The organism is Mycobacterium sp. (assembly GCF_049683935.1).
Taxonomy (GTDB): domain Bacteria; phylum Actinomycetota; class Actinomycetes; order Mycobacteriales; family Mycobacteriaceae; genus Mycobacterium.
In genome coordinates, this window is record NZ_JBAUJR010000102.1 from 1 (window position 1) to 4,887 (window position 4,887).

Annotated in this window: 5 protein-coding genes; all 5 read right to left on the bottom strand. The window is 66.2% G+C overall.

All coding sequences use genetic code 11. The annotated features are described in order from the left end of the window. Positions 1-343: hypothetical protein (locus tag WA965_RS05700; RefSeq protein ID WP_526447213.1), on the bottom strand; the 343-nt coding region annotated here is incomplete at its 3' end. 87 nt (positions 344-430) lie between these two features. Then, the gene (locus tag WA965_RS05705) at positions 431-1,585 is read right to left on the bottom strand and encodes an acyl-CoA dehydrogenase family protein (RefSeq protein ID WP_526301469.1); all 1,155 of its coding nucleotides are present in this window, start codon (positions 1,583-1,585) and stop codon (positions 431-433) included. Positions 1,586-1,613: 28 nt separating this feature from the next. Beyond that, the gene (locus tag WA965_RS05710; RefSeq protein WP_526301467.1) at positions 1,614-2,414 is read right to left on the bottom strand and encodes an enoyl-CoA hydratase/isomerase family protein; all 801 of its coding nucleotides are present in this window, start codon (positions 2,412-2,414) and stop codon (positions 1,614-1,616) included. Between the two features lie 35 nt (positions 2,415-2,449). Next, positions 2,450-3,595, bottom strand: coding sequence for a thiolase family protein (locus WA965_RS05715; RefSeq protein ID WP_526301465.1), 1,146 nt, complete (start codon positions 3,593-3,595; stop codon positions 2,450-2,452). A gap of 115 nt (positions 3,596-3,710) precedes the next feature. Then, on the bottom strand, positions 3,711-4,887 hold a 1,177-nt coding region (locus WA965_RS05720; protein ID WP_526447214.1), incomplete at its 5' end, for an acetyl-CoA hydrolase/transferase family protein.

Here is a 4,887-nt window from a genome sequence, read left to right on the forward strand (position 1 = left end):
GCAAGAGCCCGATAGCTTTTCCCAACGCCTCGTTGGTCGTCTCGAGCTCGCGCACCCGCGCCTGCAGACGAGCCAGTTCGGCCTCGTCGCGTACCTGTTTGGCCTCACCGGCCTTGGCCAACGCCCTGCGTTTCGCTGGAGGAACCGTCATGGCTCCACCTTCTCGCGGAATCAGACCCCGGTCGAGGTCACCGTCGAACACCGCAGTCTGCCAACGTCTGAACTGGCGGTTAGACAGCCCCTGAGCGGCAAGCCACGGACCCTTCTGCCCGTGAGGCACCAGCTGGTACTCCACGACAAGCTCACGAATCTCGGCAGGACTGAACCCCGCACTGATCGACATAACCCAACCTCTTCACACTGGCTCGAACTGACTCACAACCAGCGTGGCAAAGAGGGTGAATGTCGCAAAACGCGCCCAATTCGCTGTCTAGAGGCCGAGATCGCGGCCGATGATCTCCTTCATGATCTCGGTGGTGCCACCGAAGATCGTCTGGATTCGGGAGTCCACGTAGTCGCGGGCCACCCGGTACTCCATCATGTAGCCGTAGCCTCCGTGCAGTTGCACACAACCGTCGATCACCTTCTTGGCGGTCTCGGTGGCCCACCACTTCGCCTTGGCCGCTTCGACAGCGGTGAGTTCGCCGTCGACGACACCCTGCAGACACCGGTCGATGTACTGCTCGGTCACGTCGAGTTCGGTGTCCATCTCGGCAAGCAGGAACCGGTTGTGCTGGAAGCTGCCGATCGACTGTCCGAAGGCTTTGCGGTCCTTGGCGTATTGCACTGTCTGCCGCCATGTTTCGCGGGCACCGGCGATCGCCGAGATGGCGATGGACAGCCGCTCCGAGGGCAGGTTCGTCATCAGGTGGTAAAAGCCACGACCCTCTTTGCCGAGCACGTTCGCCGACGGCACCCGGACGTTCTCGAAATGCAGTTCCGAGGTGTCCTGGGCGTGCAGGCCCATCTTGTCGAGCTTGCGGCCACGGGTGAAACCGTCCATGTCACGCTCGACCACCAGCAGCGAGAAGCCCTTGTGGCCGGCCTCCGGATCGGTGCGGGCCACGACGACGACGAGATCAGAGTTGATCCCCGAAGAGATGAACGTCTTGGACCCGTTGAGGATCCAGTCTGCGTCCTCTCCTGAGCCGTCGCGCACCGCGGTGGTCTTGATGCCTGCCAGATCGCTGCCGGCGCCGGGTTCGGTCATCGCGATCGCGATGATCGTCTCGCCGCTGACGATGCCGGGCAACCAGCGCTTCTTCTGCTCGTCGTTGGACAGATCCTTGAAATACGGTGCGACGACGTCGTTGTGCAGGCTCAGCGCGGGTCCGGCGACCCCGGCCCTGGCGATCTCCTCGTCGATCACGGCGTTGAACCGGAAATCATCGGTCCCACCGCCTCCGTACTCCTCGGGCATGTTGAACCCGATGAGCCCGTGCTTGCCGGCGGCAACGTAGGCGGACCGGTCGACCATCCGGTCGGCTTCCCACTTCTCGGCGTTCGGGACCAGCTCACTCTCGATGTATCCGCGGACGGTGTCGCGGAACGCCTCGTGCTCGGCGTCGTAGATCAATCGCTTCATTGTGTTCCCCTCACGTGGCTCACTTGGCTTACTTGGCCTTCCATACCGGCGATCTTTTCTGCGCGAACGCCAGCGGGCCTTCCCTTGCATCCTCGGTGGTGAACACCGTCGCGACCTCGCGCATCGTCCGTGACCACCCCGGCTCGTCGGCGGCCACCACGCCGTCGTCGGCGCCGACGGCGACGCGCTTGCTGGCCTGAACGGCCAAGGGCGCGTTGACCGTGATGCGCTCGGCCAGCGCCAGCGCGGCGTCCAGTTCGGTCCCGTCGGGCACCACGTCGTTGATCAGTCCCCATCGCAGCGCCTCGGCCGAGGTGATCGGCTCGCCGGTGAACATCATCTCCAGTGCGACCTTGCGCGGGAGTTGGTCGACGATCCGGAAGACACCGCCGGCGGCGGCGATCAGCCCGCGCTTGACCTCGGGCAGGCCGAACTTCGCGCTCTCACCGGCGACGACGAGGTCGCTGGCCAGCGCAAGCTCGGTGCCGCCGCCCAGTGCGGTGCCGTTGACCGCCGCGATCGTCGGCTTGTCGATGAAATGGCGGACGTAGCCGGCGAATCCCCACTTCGGACGGTCGGGATGGCCGATGTTCTCGCCCTTCGACAGCGCCTTGAGATCCGCACCGGCACAGAATGATTTGTCGCCCGCTCCGGTGATGACGACGGCCCAGACATCTGGGTCCTGCTGCGCCTCGTTCATCGCCTCACCCACCGCGATGCTGACCGCGCTGTTGATGGCGTTGCGCGCCTCGGGCCGGTTGATCGTGATGACCATGACGTTTCCCCGGCGCTCGACCAGAGCGCCGGGGGCGTTGACCCCTTCGGTCACGTCCGACGACGATCGTTGAGGAGTCGGACCATCGGTCACAGCAGTTCCAGGATGGTGGCGTTGGCCTGGCCGCCACCCTCACACATCGTCTGCAGGCCGTACTGAATTCCCTTGTCCCGCATGTGGTAGAGCATCGTCGTCATGATGCGCGCGCCGGACCCACCCAGCGGGTGACCGAGCGCGATGGCACCGCCGTTGGGGTTGACCTTCTTCTCGTCGGCGCCGATGTCCTTCAGCCACGCCAACGGAACCGGCGCAAAGGCCTCGTTGACCTCGAACACGCCGATCTCGTCGAGCGAGAGGCCGGAACGCTGGAGCGCCTTCTGGGTGGCCGGGATCGGCGCGGTCAGCATGATGACAGGGTCGGCACCGGCGAGCACCGCGGTGTGCACCTTGGCGAGAGGCTTGAGCCCCAGCGACTTCGCCTTCTCGGCGGACATGAACAGCAGTGCCGCCGAACCGTCAGAGATCTGCGAGCTGTTGCCCGCGTGGATCACGCCGTCTTCCTTGAACGCCGGCTTGATCTTGCCGATCGACTCGATGGTGCCGCCGCGACGGATGCCCTCGTCCTTGAGCACCGGATTTCCGTCCTGGTCCTTTATCGCCACGATCTGGTCGTCAAAAGCTCCGGAATCCTGTGCTGCGGCGGCCTTTTCGTGCGACCCCAGCGAGAACTGATCCAGGTCGGTGCGGCTGAGCCCCCACTGGTCGGCGATCATCTCGGCGCCGATGCCCTGGTTGGGCGTCTGGGTGTAGCGAGACCGGAAGGCCTCCGGGTACGGGTGCCCGCCGTTGGCCAGCGACGATCCCATCGGGGTGCGCGACATGGATTCCACGCCGCCGGCGACCACCACGTCGTAGTGACCCGCGACCACACCTGCGGCGGCAAAGTGCACCGACTGCTGGCTGGACCCGCACTGGCGGTCGACGGTCACCCCGGGGACGGATTCGGGCCACCCCGCGGCGAGCACCGCGGTGCGGGCGATGTCGAGAGCCTGCTCCCCGGCCTGCATGACGCAGCCCCAGATGACGTCGTCGACGAGGGCGGGATCGACACCCGCGCGTTGGACCAGGCCGTTGAGCACCTGCGCGGACAGCTCCCCCGGATGCACCCCCGACAGGCCGCCGTTGCGCTTTCCGACCGGCGAACGGACGGCCTCGACGATCACGGCTTCAGCCATGGAGATACTCCTTCAGTCTCAGTGGTGTCCCTCGAACGTAAACGAACAAGGTTTACTAGGTCAACCTACTGGTTGGTAGGCGTCCCCATACCCCCGCACCCGCCGACCCATCTGCTCAGACGACCGGCGAGCGTCCCTTCGCCGCGCGCTCGGCAGCGGCCAGCAGATCGTCGCGGAACAGCGGGTGGGCGATCGACGCGAGCGCGCGCCCGCGCTCCTGCACCGTCCGGCCTTCCAGTTCCGCGGCGCCGTACTCGGTGACGACGACGTCGACGTGATGGCGCGGGGTGGTGATGACCGCTCCGGGGCCGAACCACGGCACGATCCGCGAGTGCACTTCGCCGTCCTTCTCGAACGTCGAGCGCAGGCAGATCAGCGAGCGGTCCGACAGATCGAGGCCGGCACCGGCCACGAAGTCCTCGGCTCCGCCGATCCCGCTGAACTGGTCGCCCGCGATCGTGTCGGCGACGACCTGGCCCTGGATGTCGACCGCGAGTGCGCCGTTGATCGAGACCATCTCACGGTTAGCAGCGATCACGTCCGGGGAGTTGACGATCTCCACCGGCAGGAACGCCACCGCCCTGTTGTTGTCCAGCCACGCATACAGATCCGCCGAACCGAACGCGAACGTGGTCACACTCACCCCGTCGTACTGCCCCTTGGCGGCGTTGGTGATCTTGCCCGCCCGGTGCAGTTGCATGCAGCCGTCGGTGAACATCTCGCTGTGCAGGCCGTAATCACCACCCGCACCCTCCGCCAACAGCGTGGCGATCTGGCTCGGAATCGAACCGATCCCCGTCTGCAGGGTCGCCCCCGAGCCGATGAACTCGACGGCGTGCCGGGCGATCGCCGCGTCGGCGTCCGTCGGCGGCGGACCCGGAAGCGAAACCGGTTCGTCGTTCGAGCGCACCAGGATGTCCATCTCGTCGATGTGCAGCGCGTGGCGGTGCTGCTCGCCGAACCCGAACGTGCGCGGGTAGGCATCGGAGACCTCGACGACCAGCAATCGATCGGGATCGGCGCCCGCGCGGTGCATCTCGTCGATGGTGCCGCCCGCGTGCAACGACAACGAGCACCAACCGTCGGCGTCGGGCGGCGTCGCGACCGTGGTCATCACCCGCGGCGCCTGCCGTTCGATGAGCGGCGCGAACCGCCGGAAGTCCGCAGGCATGAACTCGATGTCGGCGCCGGCATCACGCAGCGCCCGCTCCAACGGGCCGTAGAAGCCCGACAGGTAGTGCACGCCCGCTTTCGAGAACAGGTCGGTGCCCACCGCGAGCAGCGCCCCGAAC